This is a genomic window from Bradyrhizobium sp. BR 10261 (genome assembly GCF_019455395.1).
Classification (GTDB): Bacteria; Pseudomonadota; Alphaproteobacteria; order Rhizobiales; family Xanthobacteraceae; genus Bradyrhizobium; species Bradyrhizobium manausense.
This window is the reverse complement of sequence record NZ_JACOFQ010000010.1, coordinates 120,294-138,108: the sequence shown is the minus strand read 5'-3', so window position 1 is coordinate 138,108 and position 17,815 is coordinate 120,294. Positions and strand designations below refer to the sequence as shown.

General features: G+C 64.9%; 12 protein-coding genes and 1 pseudogene. 4 read left to right on the top strand and 9 right to left on the bottom strand.

All coding sequences use genetic code 11. From position 1 onward, the window contains the following. Positions 1–13 precede the first annotated feature (13 nt). The gene (locus tag HYH07_RS14060) at positions 14–718 is read left to right on the top strand and encodes an outer membrane protein (protein WP_220003047.1); all 705 of its coding nucleotides are present in this window, start codon (positions 14–16) and stop codon (positions 716–718) included. A 16-nt stretch (positions 719–734) separates the two neighbouring features. Here the strand turns inward: HYH07_RS14060 and garD are convergent, their stop codons facing one another. From garD to HYH07_RS14020, 8 genes are all read right to left on the bottom strand, one after another. Beyond that, complete coding sequence (gene garD / locus HYH07_RS14055; protein WP_220003046.1) at positions 735–2,276, bottom strand: galactarate dehydratase; 1,542 nt, start codon at positions 2,274–2,276, stop codon at positions 735–737. Positions 2,277–2,417: 141 nt separating this feature from the next. Then, a complete protein-coding gene (locus tag HYH07_RS14050; RefSeq protein WP_220003045.1) occupies positions 2,418–3,866 on the bottom strand; it encodes an aldehyde dehydrogenase family protein in 1,449 nt (482 codons plus the stop codon). 81 nt (positions 3,867–3,947) lie between these two features. After that, positions 3,948–5,291, bottom strand: a complete 1,344-nt coding sequence (gene gudD, locus HYH07_RS14045; RefSeq protein WP_220003044.1) for a glucarate dehydratase — start codon at positions 5,289–5,291, stop codon at positions 3,948–3,950. 26 nt (positions 5,292–5,317) lie between these two features. After that, a complete protein-coding gene (gene kdgD / locus HYH07_RS14040; protein ID WP_220003043.1) occupies positions 5,318–6,262 on the bottom strand; it encodes a 5-dehydro-4-deoxyglucarate dehydratase in 945 nt (314 codons plus the stop codon). A 139-nt stretch (positions 6,263–6,401) separates the two neighbouring features. After that, a complete protein-coding gene (locus tag HYH07_RS14035; protein ID WP_220003042.1) occupies positions 6,402–7,307 on the bottom strand; it encodes a LysR substrate-binding domain-containing protein in 906 nt (301 codons plus the stop codon). Between the two features lie 125 nt (positions 7,308–7,432). Next, a complete protein-coding gene (locus tag HYH07_RS14030) occupies positions 7,433–8,785 on the bottom strand; it encodes an MFS transporter (protein ID WP_220003041.1) in 1,353 nt (450 codons plus the stop codon). A 408-nt stretch (positions 8,786–9,193) separates the two neighbouring features. Next, positions 9,194–11,146, bottom strand: coding sequence for a hypothetical protein (locus HYH07_RS14025; RefSeq protein WP_220003040.1), 1,953 nt, complete (start codon positions 11,144–11,146; stop codon positions 9,194–9,196). Positions 11,147–11,256: 110 nt separating this feature from the next. After that, the gene (locus HYH07_RS14020) at positions 11,257–12,339 is read right to left on the bottom strand and encodes a YbhN family protein (RefSeq protein WP_220003039.1); all 1,083 of its coding nucleotides are present in this window, start codon (positions 12,337–12,339) and stop codon (positions 11,257–11,259) included. Positions 12,340–12,766: 427 nt separating this feature from the next. On the opposite strand from HYH07_RS14020, the gene HYH07_RS14015 reads away from it, so the two are divergent. The 3 genes and pseudogenes from HYH07_RS14015 to HYH07_RS14005 all read left to right on the top strand — a co-directional run bounded on the left by HYH07_RS14015 (position 12,767) and on the right by HYH07_RS14005 (position 17,333). Beyond that, positions 12,767–13,273, top strand: coding sequence for a ferritin-like domain-containing protein (locus HYH07_RS14015; RefSeq protein WP_057749098.1), 507 nt, complete (start codon positions 12,767–12,769; stop codon positions 13,271–13,273). Positions 13,274–13,413: 140 nt separating this feature from the next. Continuing rightward, positions 13,414–14,829, top strand: coding sequence for an MFS transporter (locus tag HYH07_RS14010; RefSeq protein WP_220003038.1), 1,416 nt, complete (start codon positions 13,414–13,416; stop codon positions 14,827–14,829). Between the two features lie 105 nt (positions 14,830–14,934). Further along, positions 14,935–17,333, top strand: a pseudogene (locus HYH07_RS14005) (EAL domain-containing protein). Here the strand turns inward: HYH07_RS14005 and HYH07_RS14000 are convergent. Continuing rightward, on the bottom strand, positions 17,330–17,773 hold the full coding sequence (locus tag HYH07_RS14000) for a hypothetical protein (protein WP_220003037.1): 444 nt from the start codon (positions 17,771–17,773) through the stop codon (positions 17,330–17,332). The pseudogene HYH07_RS14005 and the gene HYH07_RS14000 overlap by 4 nt on opposite strands. Positions 17,774–17,815 lie beyond the last annotated feature (42 nt).

Genomic DNA, 17,815 nt, shown 5'->3' with positions numbered 1-17,815 from the left:
GAGGATACGAACAATGATCAAGCACGCAATTGCCCTCGTTTCGCTGATGAGCGTTCTCGCCGGCCAGGCTGCGGCCGCGGATCTCGCAGCGGTGCCTTACGCGGCTGCGACCGCGGCGGCGCCGTGGACCGGATTTCACGTCGGTGTCGTCGCCGGCGGGGGGCGTGGAACGGCAAACCACGATTATCCGACTCTCCCGCTCATCGGCACGTCCGGCGACTTCGGGCAGACCGGCTGGATCGGGGGAGCCACGGCCGGATACGAGTGGCAGTTCGGCACGTTCGTCGTCGGCGTCGAAGGTGACCTTTCCGCTGCGAACATTGATGGCAACACATCGAATGGCTTCTGCGCCGGCACTCCGTGTCGGACGAAAATCACGTGGCTGCACACCGGCCGCGCCCGCGTTGGCGTGGCGCTCGGAGATGTCATGCCATACGTCACCGGCGGCGTCGCGGTTGCTGGATTGAAGTCCTGGAACAAGTTCAACCCGACCAATTCCGAGCCGAACGCCATTTGGAGCGGCGTCGTTGGCGGCGGCGTGGAATGGTCGTTCCTGCCGAATTGGTCAGCCAAGGCCGAATACCTGTTCGTGCCTTCGTTCACGACGGCCACCTCGACCGACCTGCCGGACGCCAAGGTGAACGAACGCAATGTCAGCCTGGTGCGGTTCGGCGTGAACTATCACCTCGGCGACGCACCGCTGAGGGCGCGGTATTGAGCGCCGCCGTCACGGTTCACGTTACCGGCGCCGGATTGAACAGCGTCAGATCGTTGTGGATGCCCCAGCGATCCGACCACGGTTTGGTGCGGCCGGAGGCGACATCGAGGATCAGGCGGAACAGGTCCCAGCCGGTTTCCTCGATGGTCTTGGCGCCGGTGGCGATGCCGCCGGCGTCGAAATCGATCAGGTCCTTCCAGCGCCGTGCAAGCTCAGTGCGGGTCGCGACCTTGATCACGGGTGCGGCGGCCAGTCCATAAGGCGTGCCACGGCCGGTGGTGAACACTTGCAGCGTCATGCCGGAGGCGAGCTGGAGCGTGCCGCAGATGAAGTCGGACGCCGGCGTTGCCGCAAACAGCATGCCCTTCTGCGTCGCCTTCTGGCCGGGCGAGAGCACGCCGGTGATGGCTGACGAACCGGACTTGACGATCGAGCCCAAGGATTTTTCGACGATGTTGGCGAGGCCGCCCTTCTTGTTGCCGGGCGTGGTGTTGGCGCTGCGATCGGCGCCGCCACGGGCGAGATAAGAATCGTACCAGGCCATCTCGCGCACCAGCGCGCGGCCGACATCCTCGTTGATGGCGCGGCGGGTGAGAAGCTGGATCGCATCGCGCACCTCGGTGACCTCGGAGAACATCACGGTGGCGCCGGCGCGCACCAGGAGGTCGGCGGCGAAGCCGACGGCAGGGTTGGCGGTGACGCCGGAGAAGGCATCGCTGCCGCCGCATTGCAGGCCGATGACGAGGTCGGAAGCGGGACAGGTCTCGCGCTTGCGGGAGTTGAGCACCTTCAGCCGCGCCTCGGCCTGGGTCATGATCGCGTCGACGATAGCGCCAAAACCGTCGAAGGCCTCATCCTGCATGCGGACGATGGCATCGTTCACGCCCTCCGGCACCAGCCGTTCGGGTGCAAGCTTTTCGCAGCCGAGGCCGATGACAAGGATCTCGCCGCCGAAATTCGGGTTCAACGCGAGGTTTTGCAGCGTGCGGATCGGCACGACCGCATCCGGCGCGGTGATGGCGACGCCGCAGCCATAGGCGTGGGTCAGCGGCACGACGTCGTCGACGTTCGGGTACTTCGGCAGCAGCTCGGCGCGGATGCGCTTTACCGCGTATTCCATCGTGCCCTTGACACATTGCACGGAGGAAGAGATGCCGAGGATGTTCTTGGTGCCGACCGATCCATCCGGATTGCGGTATCCCTCGAAGGTGAAGCCTTCGAGCGGCGGCAGCGGCGCCGGGACGGCGGTCGAAATCTCGAGCTTGTCGAGGGCAGGGGCCTCCGGCATGCGGATGCGGGCTTCATCGACCCATTCGCCGGCCAGGATCGGCGACAGCGCGTAGCCGATCACCTCACCATAGCGGATGATCGGCTCATCTTGGGCGATGTCGACCAGGGCAGTCTTGTGCCCTTGCGGCACAAAGGCGCGCAGCGTCAGTCCGCAGGCAAAGCGGGAGCCGGCGGGAAGCCCGAAATCATTGACCACGATCGCGACGTTGTCGCGCGCGTTGAGCTTGATGTAGCGGGGCTGCTCTTTCGCTGCGACGTCCTGGTCCATCGTGGACTCCGGAATTGTAGGGTGGGTTAGCCCCGTGATTGCGCGAAGCGCAATCACTCGGCGTAACCCACCACTGTTTCTCTCCGCGGAAGCAGAAGAGGTGGGTTACGCTGCGCTAACCCACCCTACGAAGTCAGCCTATCAACCTGGATAGGTATAGGCCGTCTTCACCGTCGTGTAGAACTCGCGTGCATAGGAGCCCTGCTCGCGGGGGCCGTAGCTCGAGCCCTTCCGGCCGCCGAACGGCACGTGATAGTCGACGCCGGCGGTCGGCAGATTGACCATCACCATGCCGGACTCGCTGTTGCGCTTGTAGTGCGAGGCGTATTTCAGGCTGGTGGTGCAGATGCCGGACGCGAGGCCGAACTCGGTGTCGTTGGAGATCGCAAGCGCCTCCTCGTAGTTCTTGGCGCGGATGACGGCGGCGACCGGTCCGAAGATTTCCTCACGCGCGATGCGCATGTTGTTGCTGGCTTCGGTGAACAGCGCCGGCTGCAGGTAGTGGCCGGGGTTCTCGCGCTTGAGCAGCTCGCCGCCGAAGGCGAGCTTGGCGCCTTCGTCCTGGCCGATCTTGATGTAGCGCAGGTCCTGGTCGAGCTGGCTCTGGTCGACCACGGGGCCGATATGCACGCCGGCCTTGAGCGCATCGTCGACCGACAGGCTGTTCAGACGTTCGGCCACCGCGGCGACGAAGCGGTCGTGAATGCCTTCGGTCACGATCAGGCGCGACGAGGCGGTGCAGCGCTGGCCGGTCGAGAAATAGGCGCCATTGACGGCGACCTCGACGGCGGTCTTCAGGTCGGCGTCGTCAAGCACGACCAGCGGATTCTTGCCGCCCATCTCGAGCTGGAATTTCTTCATCGGGTTCGAGAGCACGCAGGCCTGCGCGATCTTGCGGCCTGTCTGCACCGATCCGGTGAAGGAGATCGCCGCGACATCCGGATGCTCAAGCAGGGTCTGGCCGACGACGGACCCGGAGCCGACCACGAGATTGAACACGCCAGCTGGAATGCCCGATCGGGTGATGATTTCGGCGAGCGCGTGGCCCGAGCCGGGCACCAGCTCCGCCGGCTTGAACACCACGGTGTTGCCGTAGCAGAGCGCGGGCGCGATCTTCCAGGCGGGGATGGCGATCGGGAAATTCCAGGGCGTGATCATGCCGACGACGCCGACCGGCTCGCGCGTGATCTCGACATCGAGACCGGGACGCACCGAGGCGCCCTTCTCGCCGATCAGCCGCAGGGCCTCGCCGGCGAAGAACGCGAAGATCTGGCCGGCGCGGGCGACCTCGCCGATGCCCTCGGGGAGCGTCTTGCCTTCCTCGCGGGCGAGCAGGCGGCCAAGCTCTTCCTTGCGAGCGAGGATCTCGGTGGAAATCTTGTTCAGCGCGTCGTAGCGCACCTGCGGCGTCGACTGCGCCCAGGCGGGAAAGGCGGCCTTCGCGGCGGCGATCGCCTTCTCGGTCTGCGCCTTGTCGGCCTTGGCATATTCACCGACGAGATCATTGGTGTTGGAGGGATTGATATTCCTGGTGACGCCGGAGCCATCGACCCACTCGCCGCCGATGAAGTTTTTCAGGATCGCAGTCATACAGTCCTCCAAGTCATTTAAGGGGGCATGATCCAAGTCGGAAAACCGGTACCCGTTTTTCCGGGACCATGCCTCAGTTTCTTAGCGAACGAGGCAGGGACGCTTGTCGTCAAAGGTCCAGCCCGGGATCAAATCCTGCATGGCAATAGCGTCATCGCGGGCACCGAGTCCATGCTTCTTGTAGAGCTCGTGCGCGGCCTCGATGGCCGCCTGGTCGATCTCGATGCCGAGGCCCGGACGATCCGGAACCGCGATCTTGCCGCCGCGGATCTGTAGCGGCTCCTTGGTCAGCGCCTGGCCGTCCTGCCAGATCCAGTGGGTGTCGATCGCGGTGACCTTGCCGGGAGCGGCGGCGCCGACATGGGTGAACATGGCGAGCGAAATGTCAAAATGGTTGTTGGAGTGTGAGCCCCAGGTCAGACCGTTGTCACGGCAGGTCTGGGCGACGCGCACCGAGCCTTGCATGGTCCAGAAATGGGGATCGGCGAGCGGAATGTCCACCGCGCCGAGGCGTAGCGCGTGGCCGAGCTGGCGCCAGTCGGTCGCGATCATGTTGGTCGCGGTCGGCAGGCTGGTTGCGCGGCGGAACTCGGCCATGATCTCGCGGCCGGAGAAGCCGGCCTCGGCCCCGCAGGGGTCCTCGGCATAGGCGAGGATGCCGTGCATGTTCTTGCAGAGGCTGATGGCCTCATCGAGCGACCAGGCGCCGTTCGGGTCGAGCGTGACGCGGGCGTTGGGGAAGCGCCTGGCAATGGCGGTGACCGCCTCGATCTCCTGCTCGCCGCGGAGCACGCCGCCCTTCAGCTTGAAATCGGCGAAGCCGTAATGGTCCTGCGTGGCCTCCGCGAGCCGGACGACCGTCTCAGGCGTCATCGCCTCCTGATGGCGGAGGTTGAACCATTCCGCCTTGCCGATCTCGCCCTTGACGTAGTCGAGCTTGCTCTTGCTCCGATCGCCGACGAAGAAGAGATAGCCGAGCGTCTCGACGCTGCTCCGCTGCTGGCCTTCGCCGAGCAGAGCTGCGACCGGCAGATTGAGGTGCTGGCCGAGCAAATCGAGCAGGGCGGATTCAACGGCGGTGACGGAGTGGATCATCACGCGCAGGTCAAACGTCTGCTTGCCGCGGCCGCCGGCGTCGCGGTCGGCGAAGGTGGTTCTGATATCGGCGAGGATGTTGTTCATCGCGCCGACGGTCTTGCCGATCACGAGCGCGCGGGCGTCCTGCAGCGTCTGCCAGATCTTTTGTCCGCCCGGCACCTCGCCGACGCCGGTATGACCCGCATTGTCGGTGAGGATGACGATGTTGCGGGTGAAGAACGGTGCATGCGCGCCGCTCAGATTGAGGAGCATGCTGTCGCGGCCGGCGACCGGAATCACCTGCATCGCCGTGACAACCGGTGCGCCAGATATATCCGTCTGGGCCATCGCGCGCTTCTCCCTGTTGTTGCCTGTTATTCTGCAGCTCGTTGTGACGATGGGATGGCGGGCAGATTCTTCACCAGCGCGGTCAGTTCCGCCATCTCCTGCTCGGTCAGGTCGGTCAGCGGCGGACGGACCGGGCCGGAATCGCGGCCGATCACCTTCATGCCGGCCTTGATGATCGAGACCGCATAGCCCTTCTTGCGGTTGCGGATCGCGATCAGCGGCAGGATGAAATCCTTCAGCCCGGCGTGGATGGTCGCATGATCGCGCTTGCGCACGGCGGCGTAGAAATTGGTGGCGAACTCCGGCACGAAATTGAACACGGCCGAAGAATAGGTCGTCACGCCCATGTCGAGATAGGGCAGCGCGAACGTCTCCGCGGTCGGCAGGCCGCCGACATAGGTCAGGCGATCGCCGAGCTTGGTGTAGACGCGGGTCATCAACTCGATGTCGCCGATGCCGTCCTTGTAGCCGACGAGGTTTGGACAACGCTCGGCGAGGCGAGCGAGCGTGTCGGGCTGCAGGATGGCGTTGTCTCTGTTGTAGACGATGACGCCGATCTTCACGGCGGCGCAGACAGCCTCGACATGGGCGGCAAGGCCGTCCTGCTCGGAATGGGTGAGGTAGGGCGGCAGCAGCAAAAGGCCATCCGCGCCGGCCTTTTCCGCGCCAACAGCGATCTCGCGGGCGATGGCGGTGCCGTAGCCGGTGCCGGCGAGCACGGGCACGCGGCCCTTGGTCTCCTCGACGGCGACCTTGACCACCTCAGGAACCTCGGTCGGGGTCAGCGAGAAGAACTCGCCGGTGCCGCCGGCGGCGAACAGGCCTGCGACCTCGTAGCCGCACAACCAGTCCATGTTGGCGCGGTAGGTCGCTTCGTCGAAGGAGTAGTCCCCCTTGAACGGCGTGACGGGGAAGGACAGGAGGCCCGATCCGATCTTCTGGGCCATTTCCTGCGGGGTCATCTTGCTCACGGGGCGCTGCTCCCTGCTCTCGTGTGTGTGTCGGGGACGCTCACCGAGGCACTGAGGCACGCGTCCATGCGCCGCTGTTTAGGAGACCGTTCGATGCGCGTCCAAGCCAAAGCCTATATCGACCGATGCGGATTGAGCATCAATCCTCCACGACCTCCGCCGACGATAATTCACTGGCGATTTTGACCAGCGCCGACAGCAGCGGGTTCTCGTCGTCGCGGCGCCAGACCATGAAGAGCTCGACCGGGACGCGGTTGCGCAGCTTCAGCGGCCGCAGCCGCACGTCGGAGATCTTGAGGCCGGCGGCCGCGGCCGGCACGATGGCAAGGCCAAGGCCCGCGCGCACCATCGCCAGGATCGAATGGATCTGGCTGAGGTGCTGGACATAGCGCGGCAGAATGTCGGCGCGGGTGAACAGCGCAACCAAGAGGTCGTGGAAGTAGCGGCTTTCATAGGGCGAATACATCACGAAGGGCTGGTCGTCGAAGTCCTTGATGGTGATGTTCTCGGCATTGGCCAGCGGATGCTTCTTCGGAATGGCGGCGAGCAGGGGCTCGGCGACGACGCGGCGGCTGGCAAGCTCGGGCCGCGCGATCGGCGGCCGCAGCAGGCCGGCATCGATCTGGCCCGAGGTGAGGGCCTCGAACTGGTCACCGGAAACCATTTCCTTCAGCGAGAAGTCGACCTCCGGCAGCTTGGCCCGGCAGGCCGCGATCAGCTCAGGCAGGAAGCCGTAGGCGGCGGCGGCGGTGAAGCCGATCTTGACCGAGCCGGTCTTGCCGAGCGCGATGCGGCGAGCCACCTGCGAGGCGCTTTCGGCAAGCTTCAGGATACGGCGTGCCTCCGGCAGGAAGCTGCGGCCCGCCGGGGTCAGGCGCACCGACCGGCTGGTGCGCTCCAGGAGCGGCGCATCGATGATGTGCTCCAGCACCTGGATCTGCCGGGACAGCGGCGGCTGGGTCATGTTCAGTCGCGCGGCGGCGCGGCCGAAATGCAGTTCCTCCGCCACCGTGACGAAACAGCGGAGCTGGTTGAGGTCGAACATCGATACATGCCTTAGATGAATAAGGCGTTTCCCCGGCACTTCTAGCATCGATCACCTCCAAAAACAAAGACGGCGGCTTTCGAGGGCCGCCGTTGAGTTGCCCGGTCAAGCTCCCATGGGAGCCCTCAGGAGGAACGTTTGAGCGTCACCCGCTCGATCTTGCCGACGATGACGAGATAGGCGAACGCCGCCACCAGCGCGTTGGCGCCGACGAACAGCAGCGCGCCGTTGAAGGAGCCGGTCGCGGCGAGGATGTAGCCGATCACGATCGGCGTGGTGATCGAGGAGAGATTGCCGAAAGTGTTGAACAGGCCGCCGGAGACGCCGCCGGCTTCCTTCGGCGAGGTGTCGGAGACGACAGCCCAGCCGAGCGCGCCGATGCCCTTGCCGAAGAAGGCGAGCGCCATGAAACCGACCACCAGCGCCTGGCCGTCGACATAGTTGCAGGCGATGATCGACATCGACAGCAGCATGCCGCCGACGATCGGAATCTTGCGCGCCATGGTCAGCGAGCCGGTCCGGCGCAGGATCGCATCGGAGATGATGCCGCCGAGGACGCCGCCGATGAAGCCGCACAGCGCCGGCAGCGTCGCGACGAAGCCGGCTTGCAGGATCGACAGGCCGCGCTCCTTGACGAGATAGACCGGGAACCAGGTCAGGAAGAAATAGGTCAACGTGTTGATGCAGTACTGGCCGAGATAGACGCCGAGCATCATGCGGTTGGAGAGCAGCTGGCGGATGTGGTCCCAGCCGGAGCCGGCCGCGGGCGCACGTGCCCGCTTCAGATCGTCCTTGGGCGCATCGAGATCGACCAGCGCGCCGCCATCCCTGATGTAGTCGAACTCGGCCTCGTTGATGCCGGGGTGCTCCTTCGGTCCGTATACGGTCTTGACCCAGACCAGGCCCATGATCACGCCGAGACCGCCCATCACTGAGAATACGTAGCGCCAACCGTAATCATGGGCGATCCAACCCATCAGCGGCGCGAAGATCACGGTCGCGAAATATTGCCCCGAATTGAAGAAGGCCGACGCAGTGCCACGCTCGTTGCCGGGAAACCAGGCCGCGACGATGCGGGCATTGGCGGGGAAGGACGGCGCCTCCGCGACGCCGACCAGGAGCCGAAGCGCGAACAGCACGGCGACGGCGGCGCCGGCGCCGAGGAAACCGACCCAGCCCTGCATCATCGTGAACAGCGACCAGACGATGATGCTGAAGGCGTAGACGAGGCGCGAGCCGTAGCGGTCAAGCAGCCAGCCCCCCGGCACCTGGGCAACGACATAGGACCAGCCGAAGGCCGAGAAGATCCAGCCCATGGCGACCGGATCGAGATGAAGTTCCTTGGAGAGGGCGGGACCTGCGATCGAGAGCGTGGCGCGGTCGGCGTAATTGACGGTGGTGACCAGGAACAGCATGGTCACGATGAACAGCCTGACGCGAGACCTCTTCACGTCCGTTGCGGACACCACTGCGCTCATCAGGCGCTCCTTAGAACTTGAAATGTTTCCTCACGGCGACTCCTAGAGGCGCGCGTGGGAAAGTGTCCAAGTTGAAGGGGGTATCGATTGATGCCGGTTTTGAATTGATGGAACGGCAGGGAGTGGAGACGATCGTGAAACTGCGAAAATGCCGGCGCGATGTTGAGGGTGACGAGCTTTCTCCACGCACACCACTGTCGTTCCCCGCGACCCGGCTACGCCAGGGCTTCGCCGGGGTTGAGGTTCAGGGGCGCCGAAGCTGTAGCGTAGGCGGCAGGCGGGGAATCCAGTACGACGCGGCTCGTGGAGTACTGGATCGCCCGCCTGCGGGGCGATGATAGCGCGCATGTGGAGAGCATGTGGAGAGCGCGAGTTCGCACCACGGCGCGGTGGGAGATTGCTTTGCTTCTACTGCCGCGTGCCGCCCAGCAGCGGCGGCAGCAATCCGCGCGTGACACCCGGCGGCACCGCGTCCAGACCAAGCACGGCGCTTGCGGCGGGCAGCGTGGCATCCGCCATCGCGGCGTGGCCTTCGGCGCTCGGATGCACGGCGCCGCCGTAAACCGCCGAGAGCACGCCCCAGGTCGCGTCGTGAATGTCATTCGGCTGGCTCGCCGCCGGCAATCCCTGCGGATAGGTCATCGCTGCGAAATAGCTGTCATTGGCATCGCGGATCCAGCGCGCGCGCGGTAGATAGGCGCGATACTCCGAGGCGCCGCGGCCGCACAGCATCGGCTGGCTCGCCGCCGACACGATGTCCGGATTGAAGCTCTGTCCGTTCTCGGCAAAGCAGGTGCGGTCGAATTCGGGATCGCCTCCGGCATGCGCGCAGAAGCCGTGATCGGCAAACGCGGCCTGGTGGGAATCGACAAAGGTCATCCGGTCGGCCTCGGGATCGCGGCACAGCGCACCCTGCGTGCAGGTGGCCAGCCCCTTCAACTGCGGCAGGAACTCGGTGTCGACGAAGGTCGAGACGCGGGCGAGGCGCTGCGGATCGGCGCTGAAAGCGGGGTGGATGTCGAAGCCGCTGCGGCCGCCGCGACAGGGCACGCCGCCGTCGGCAAGCGCCGGATTGGCGTAGGAGACATAGACCACGTGCGAGAGATCGCCGCCAAGCAGCGGCTTCAGCGCCTCGCGTAAGCGGACGAAATTCTGCGGCAGCTCGCGCTGGAGCGCGTCACGGGAATCGTCGACGCTCGCCATCACGCCGGAGCGGCGGAACAGTGCACGTTCGGTCGCGGTGTCGACGATGACGTCGGCGACCAGGCCGGAGAAGTAGACGTCGTTGGCGCCGATCGAGAGCAGCACCAGATCGAGATTGCGATCCGGCTGACGCTTCTTCGCGGCGGTCAGTGCCTCGCGCAATTCGGCGACCTGCGCATTCACGCTGGTGTTGCAGACGCCCGACTTGCCGGGCGGGCACTCGCGGGCGCGTTGGGAGCCGAGCAGCCCGTCGCTGATGCTGGCGCCGGTGCAGGCGAGCGGCAGATAGGTGACGGCGATATGGGTGTAGCGCACCGCCAGCGCGAGCGCGGTGCGGGCCTGGTAGCTGTAGAGCGAGCGGTGGCACGGCGAGTTGAACCAGAGCGCACCATAGTGCTGCCAGTTGGCGAGCGTATCCGGCGCCTCGCAGGCGCGTCCGCCCTTGAAGCCGGCGCGGCTCGGCCGGTAATATTGTCCGACGCCCGTGCCGAGATAGGAGCGGAAGCAGAAGCCCTCGTCCGCCAGCGCCAGCGCCCGGTCCGGATTGCCCTCGCCGGAGGCGATGCTGTCGCCAAGGCCGGCGATGAAGATGTCGCGGACTTGGATCTCGGTCTGAAGGCGCCGGGTCGGATCGGAGCCGGAAGAGACGTCGACGGTTGCGACCGTCTGCTTGCCGTAGCGGACCCGCAGATTGACCGGTTCGGCGCAGTCGAAGGTGGAGGATTGCGGCCCGTCACCGTCGTCGAACGACCAGGCGCAGGTGGCGCCGACCGGCACCGCGCCGGCCAGGCGCACGGTGATGGGGTGGTCGACCGGGGTGAGGTAGTTCTCTTTGACGTTGTCACGGGTGCAGGGCTGGTTGACCCGGCCCTGCAGATCGATGCAGAGCCGATTGACCATGTTGCGGGCCCAGCCACGGCCTTCGCTTTGCAGCTCCAGCGACTGCTCGGCGGCGAGAATGCTGCGGTTACGGGCATTTTCGACATGCAGTAGGAAGTCGCGTTCCTCGCGGAACAGTCGGAAGCGGTTGCGGACCTCCCAATTGATCTGCATGGCGCCGGCATCCTGCGCGAGGACGCGCTGAAGCGGCAGAACGGTGAGGAGCCCGGCCAAAAGCAGGGCACCCGCAAGAAAACGGCGAGGGGAAACTGGGATCATGGCCCGCGTCTTCAACGGCAAAGTTGAGGCGGAAATAAGAGAGCATAGCCCCTGGCCGGCAATCCTCTCGCTGCGGCCTTTGCGGGCTTCCGCGCGGCCGCTGGCCGACTTTACCGTTTGCTGGCCTGGCGCACCAACCGTTCGCGCTCCATCGGCGTCACCTCCTTCGGCAGGTTGGCCTGAGCGCAAGCTTCCGCCAGTCGTCGCCGTTCCTGCCAAGGCCGCACCACGTTCATCCAGAGCTCCCTTGTGCCCATAATGGAAATGGCGAGACCGAACGGGATCACGAAATAAAGGATACGGAAGACCAGCAGGGTCGCGAGCAGTTGCTCGCGGCCGAATTCGGGCAGCGCCACCAGCATGGCGGCGTCGAACACGCCGATCGAGCCGGGTGCGTGGCTGGCGAAGCCCAGCAGCGTCGCCAGGATGAACACCACCGCGAGCGACAGGAAGTCGATCGGCGGATCAGCCGGAATCAGCAGGTACATTGCGAAGGCACAGAAGCCGAGATCGACCACGCCGATCAGGATCTGGACCAGCGTCAGCGGCGCCGACGGCAGCACCACCTTCCAGCCCTTCTGGCCGAGTTCGCGGCGTTTCTCGCCCATGCTGAGCCAGATCAGATAGGCGGCGATCGAGGCGAGGCCGCCGCACGCGATCAGCCGGTTGATCGACGATGGCAGCTGGTCCATGTAGGACGCCGCATCCGGATGGATGGCCATGCCGATCGACAGCACAAAAATGTTACCGAGCCAGAAGGTCAGGCCGGAGAGGAAGCAGATCTTGGCGACGTCGATCGCGTTCAGCCCGTAATCCGAATAAATTCGGAAGCGGATCGCACCGCCCGTAAATACCGTGGCACCAATGTTGTGGCCGATCGAATAGGACGTAAAGCTCGACAGCGCTGCGATGCGATACGGCACGTGTTTCTTGCCAATCGTTCGCAGTGCAAAAAAGTCGTAGAAGGTCAGCGTACAGAACGCGAAGAAAACGCAGATCGCGGCGAGCCCGATATGTCCGCGGGGAATATCGGCCAATGCGGTCAGGATGACGCCGGTATCGATGCCCTTGAGGGTCCGCACGAGCGTCGTAACCGCGAAGGCGATGATCATCACGCTCGCGGCAATCCCCAGCCGTCGCCAGCCGATCCATCTCTTGAAGCCGCGTTTCAGCGCGGGCAGCAGTCCGTGCATTCATCCTCCCGGCGGGGGGCAAGGCCGGCCGGGCCAGACACTGGCCGGTCGGCTGCGATCACTCGCCCGAGGCGGGCGTGGATCACTAGGCATGATGTAACTCATTTAAGGCAAAAACACCGACTTGTGCAGCCCTTGACAACGACAGGTTCTGGGCCGGACCCGCCGTTTTGTCATACGTGGTTCACATGGCCGGCGCGTTAGGCATATGAGTCGAGGGCCACGCCTCGACTGTGCCCCGTGTTTGCAAATGGTCCCAAATCCTGCGCTCGCAAGCATTGTTCCGGCGCAAAACGACGCAGACTTTTTTGGAACGACGGCGCTGCGCACCGGTTAGGGCTCCATCAGCAATCGAACACGGCGAAATCGCGGCTTTTGTTCAAGTCGACGCTGTCGTGTTCCCCAAGACTTCTCGAGGATTGGAACGATGGGACTGTTCACCAAAGACATCAAGACCATGAACGACCTGTTCGTGCATCAGCTGCAGGACATCTATTACGCCGAGCAGCAACTCACCAAAGCGCTGCCGAAAATGGCAGATAAGGCCACAGATCCGCAGCTGAAGCAGGGCTTTTTGACGCACCTTGAAGAAACCAGGCAGCACGTCACACGGCTCGAGGAAGTGTTCAAGATGCACGGCGTTTCGGTGAAGGCGGTCGATTGCCCGGCCATCGACGGTATCATCGAAGAAGCGGAGGAAACCGCGGGCGAGGTCGCCGACAAGGCGGTGCTCGATGCAGCCCTGATCAACGCGGCACAAGCCGCCGAGCATTACGAGATCGTCCGCTATGGCAGTTTGATCGCCTGGGCCAAGCAGCTCGGCCGCAGCGACTGCGCCGCCGTGCTTGCCAAGACGCTCGAGGAAGAGAAGGCAACCGACAAAAAACTGACCACGCTGGCCGAGAGCAAGGTGAACTTGCGGGCGGCGAGCTAAGCCCGAGTAGCCCTCAAGAGCGCCGCGCGGTTCTTCCGCGCGGCGCTTGCGTTTCGGGTACCCATCATTCGGTCGTTGTCGAAACATGATTGCGGGAGCACGGCGTAGAGTTCGCATGGGGCTGCAACCGAGATGGCAGCATGCGAGCCAACACCGTCAAATGTGAAACCTTCGACGCGGGTTGTGCCCCGCGCACCGCATCGCGCCTTGCAACCTCGCTGACGCTGGCTGCGATGAGCCTCGGCTATGGCGTCGTGCAGCTCGACGTCACCATCGTCAACACGGCGCTCGACGCCATGGGCAAGGCGCTCGGCGGCGGCGTCGCGGAGCTGCAATGGGTGGTCAGCGCCTACACCATCGCTTTTGCCGCCTTCATCCTGACATCAGGCGCACTCGGCGATCGCATCGGCGCCAAGCGCATCTTCATCGCGGGGTTCGCGATCTTCACGGCCGCTTCGCTGGCCTGTGCGCTGTCGCCCAACGCCATCGTGCTGATCGGCGCGCGACTGGTGCAGGGACTGGCGGCGGCCATCCTGGTGCCGAATTCGCTGGCGCTGCTCAATCACGCTTATACGGACGATCTTGCGCGCGGTCGGGCCGTTGCGGTCTGGGCGGCAGGTGCGAGCCTGGCGCTGACGGCCGGTCCCTTCGTCGGTGGCGCGCTGATCACGCTGGTCGGGTGGCGCGCGATCTTCCTCGTCAATCTGCCGATCGGCCTTGCAGGCCTGTGGCTGAGCTGGCGTTATGCGACCGAGACCACGCGGGCGCGCTCACGCGAGATCGATCTGCCCGGTCAGCTTGCTGCGATCGGAGCCTTGGGCGCGCTCGCCGGTGCAATCATCGAGGCTGGCGCGCTTGGATGGGGCCATCCGGCGGTGATCGCCGCCTTCGTCACTTCCGTCGTCTTCGCAGCGCTGTTTGTCTGGCGCGAGGCCAGCACCGAGCAGCCAATGCTGCCACTGTCTCTGTTCAGTCATCGGCTGTTCAGCCTGACCACGATCGTTGGCCTGCTTGTCAACGTCGCGATCTATGGTCTGATCTTCGTGCTGAGCCTCTACTTCCAGCGGATCAACGGTCTGTCAGCGTGGTGGACCGGGCTCGCCTTCGTGCCGATGATGGGAGCGGTGCTCCCGGTCAATCTGCTGGCGCCGCGCCTGGCCGAACGTATCGGCCCGTGCCCGACCATCGTGGCAGGTGCCTGCATCTCTGCGCTCGGCTGTCTTGGCCTGGTTTGGATCGAGGCCGGAACGAGCTACCCTGCGATCTTCGTGCAGATGATCGCGATCAGCGGCGGGCTTGGCCTCCTGGTGCCGCCGCTGACCTCGACCTTGCTCGGCAGCGTCGAGAAGGCGCGCTCGGGTGTCGCTGCGGGCGTCCTCAACGCGACACGGCAAACCGGCAGCGTCCTCGGCGTTGCACTGTTCGGCTCGCTGGTGGCGTCCGATCGCGCGTTCATGACCGGCCTTCACCAATCGCTAATGATATCGGCTGCGGTGCTGCTGCTGGCCGCCTGCGTGATCGGCCTTGGCGTCATCGCGCAGGGGCGAGAAATGTGAGCGGCCACACACATTCTCTGTTCACCAATCCGGCAACCGGCGCCGCGCCGGTTACCGACTGTCCATCTCTGCCGGCTCTAGTGCCTGATGGAACAGGGGCCGGCGATGTATCAAGTTCTGTTTTGTCTCACGGACCAGCATGATTGGCGGCTGGTCGCACTCGGCGGCGCCGTGTGCCTGCTGGCAAGCGCGGCGGCAATCAGTCTGTTTCATCGGGCGCGAGCGGCAAATGGCGTGCCCGCCTCGTATGGATCACGCTCGATGCCATCGTTGCCGGTTGCGGCATCTGGGCAACCCATTTCATCGCGATGCAGGCCTACGGGCCCGGTGCCGGTGGCGCCTACAACATCCCGGTGACGATCCTTTCGCTGGTCTTTGCGATTGCGGTCACCTTCATCGGTCTCAGTATTTCGGTTTCGACCAGGCGCGGAGCTCTGGTCGCGCTTGGCGGCGCTGTCGTGGGTGGCGGCGTGGCAGCCATGCATTACACCGGCATGATGGCGTTCGAGATTCCTGCCCATGTCGGTTGGACCGCCGGCACCGTCGCGGTATCGATTCTGCTGAGCATCGTCTTTGGATCGTCCGCCCTGTTCGTCGCGGGGCGGAGCGACAGCCTGTCCAGTGCGTTGGGCGCCACGATCCTGCTCACCGCTGCCATCGTCACACACCATTTCACCGCGATGGGCGCACTGCAGTTGACGCCCGATCCGGCGCTCGCAATCAGCGGTCTTGCGATCCCGCCGGCGTCGTTGTCCATCCTGACCGCCAGCGCGACCGTTGCCATCATCGCTATCGCGCTCACGGCCGCCGTGCTCGACCGTCGCGCCAAGGGCGAGATCGGGCGCCAGCAGATCGTGCTCGACACGGCGCTCGAGAACATGTCGCAGGGACTGTGCATGTTCGATGCCGAAGGCAAGATCATCCTCTTCAACGAACGTTACGCGGCGATGCTCCGCCGCTCCGACATGCAGCTGACCGGCCGCCTCCTGCTCGATATTCTCCGCGAGGAGGCGGCCAAGGGCCAGTGGAACGGTGATGCCGAACAATTCTTCGCGCGCCTCGTCGAGGATGCCCGGGAGGGACGTACAACGACGGATGTCGTTCGCCGGTTCGAGCGCTCGATCCGCGTCGTCAACCAGCCGATGCGGGGCGGCGGTTGGGTCGCAACCTTCGAGGACATCACCGAATGGCTGGACGCGCAGGCCAAGATCTCCCACATGGCGCGTCATGACGCGCTGACCAATCTGCCGAACCGCGTGCTGTTCCACGAGCAGCTCGAGCAGGGACTGCGCCGGGCGGCCGCGAATGACCAGCTCGCGGTGTTCTGTCTCGACCTCGATCACTTCAAGGACATCAACGATTCGCTCGGCCATCCCATCGGCGATGCGCTGCTGAAGCAAGTCGGCCAAAGGCTGAAGGCGACGGTCGGCGAGCACGACACCGTGGCCCGTCTCGGCGGCGACGAGTTCGCCGTGGTCCAGATCGGCCGATCGGAGGAGGCTGCCGCGCGGTCACTCGCCGGACGCATCGTCGGGGTGATCTCTGCGCCCTACGAGATCGAAGACCATCAGATCGTGATCGGCGTCTCGATCGGCATCTCATTGTCGCCGCAGGACGGCAGCAATCCGGATGAGCTGCTGAAAAACGCCGACCTGGCGCTATATCGCGCCAAGGCCGACGGCCGCGGCACCTATCGCTTCTTCGAAACCGGTATGGATGCGCGCGCGCAGGCCCGGCGCCTGCTGGACATGGATATGCGCGCGGCGCTGCAGCGCGATGAGTTCCAGCCGTATTATCAGCCGATCCGCGATGTCGTCAGCGATCGCGTTGTCGCCTTCGAAGCGCTGTTGCGTTGGAATCATCCGGAGCGCGGCCTGATCTCGCCCATCAACTTCATTCCGCTCGCGGAGGAGACCGGCCTCATCGTCCAGCTTGGCGAGCTCGTGCTGCACCGCGCCTGTGCGGATGCCGCGACCTGGCCGGATGACATCGGCGTCGCCGTCAATTTGTCGCCGGTCCAGTTCAAGAGTCCGAACCTGATTGCATCGGTGACGGAGGCGCTGAGGAATTCGGGGCTCGCAGCGCGTCGCCTCGAGCTCGAGATCACCGAATCCGTACTGCTTCAGAACAGCGAGGCGACGCTGACCACGCTGCACGATTTGCGCGCCATGGGCGTGCGGATCTCGCTCGACGATTTCGGTACCGGCTATTCCTCGCTGAGCTATTTGCGCAGCTTTCCCTTCGACAAGATCAAGATCGACCGCTCCTTCGTGTCCGAGCTTGCCACGCGCGAGGATTCCGTCGCGATCATCCGCGCCGTCACCGGCCTTGGCCGCAGCCTCGGCATCGTCACCACGGCGGAGGGGGTCGAAAACGACGCGCAGCTCGAGCTGCTCCGGCGCGAGGGCTGCACGCAGGCGCAGGGTTATCTGTTCAGCCAGCCGCGGCCCGCCTGCGAAGTCGCGATGATGCTGGATCGGCCGCGGCTGCGCGCTTCGGCTTAGTTGGGCTTGCCGCCGCGTAGCGCGAAATGCGCGCCGCAGAAGGCCATCACGGCACCGAGACACAGCGCCGCGAGGCCCGCCAGCACGCCGGAAACGGTCGGAAGCGGGCTCGGCGCCGACGCCGCTTGCCCGGCGCCCGCGAGCAGCAGCACGCCGACTACGATCAGGAACTGGCGCATCCGCTGCGGGATCTGGCCGGAGACGGCGCTCTGCATCAACGTCGCCGTGAAATAGCCGCCGGAAAATCCGACCGTCGCGATTAGCCACCAAGCGATCGCAGCACCAGTCGGCATGAACTCGCGCGGGTCGGAGCGCCAGAGGCCGCCGAGGTCGAGCCCGTAGCGCGCACCCAGCATGTGGACCGCGAGCGCGAGCAGTACGCCCGCGATCGCAGCAGCCCCGAGAATCAGGCGGCGTGGAAAATAGATCGTCTCAGCCATGCCTGGCTTGTAGGATGGGAAAGGGCGATCGTGCAAGCGGAT